Source organism: Streptomyces sp. LARHCF249 (genome assembly GCF_052871255.1).
This window is the reverse complement of sequence record NZ_JBIXJQ010000017.1, coordinates 1-325: the sequence shown is the minus strand read 5'-3', so window position 1 is coordinate 325 and position 325 is coordinate 1. Positions and strand designations below refer to the sequence as shown.

Genomic DNA, 325 nt, shown 5'->3' with positions numbered 1-325 from the left:
ACCCCGGGGGGGCGGCGGCGGGGCGGCGCGGGGGGGCCGGCCGGGGCGTCGCGGGCGGCCCCGACGTGGACCCGGTCCACTACGGCGCCGCCCGCGACTCCCGTACGGGCGCCCCCGCGACGGTCCGCGACCACTGGGAACTGGCCCTGATCGGCGCCGCGCTGGAGGCCGACGTGCCGGTGCTCGGGATCTGCCGGGGCATGCAGGCGCTGAACGTGGCGCTCGGCGGGACGCTGATCCAGCACATCGACGGGCACTTCGACGCCCCGGGCGAGACGTCCTGGCACCCGGTCCGCCCGGTGCCGGGCACCCGGTACGCGGAGCT

General features: G+C 79.7%; 1 protein-coding gene. It reads left to right on the top strand.

The window, feature by feature from the left end:
• Positions 1 to 325, top strand: a 325-nt coding sequence (locus ACIPUC_RS33480; protein WP_446594265.1) for a gamma-glutamyl-gamma-aminobutyrate hydrolase family protein, incomplete at both ends; no start/stop codon positions are given.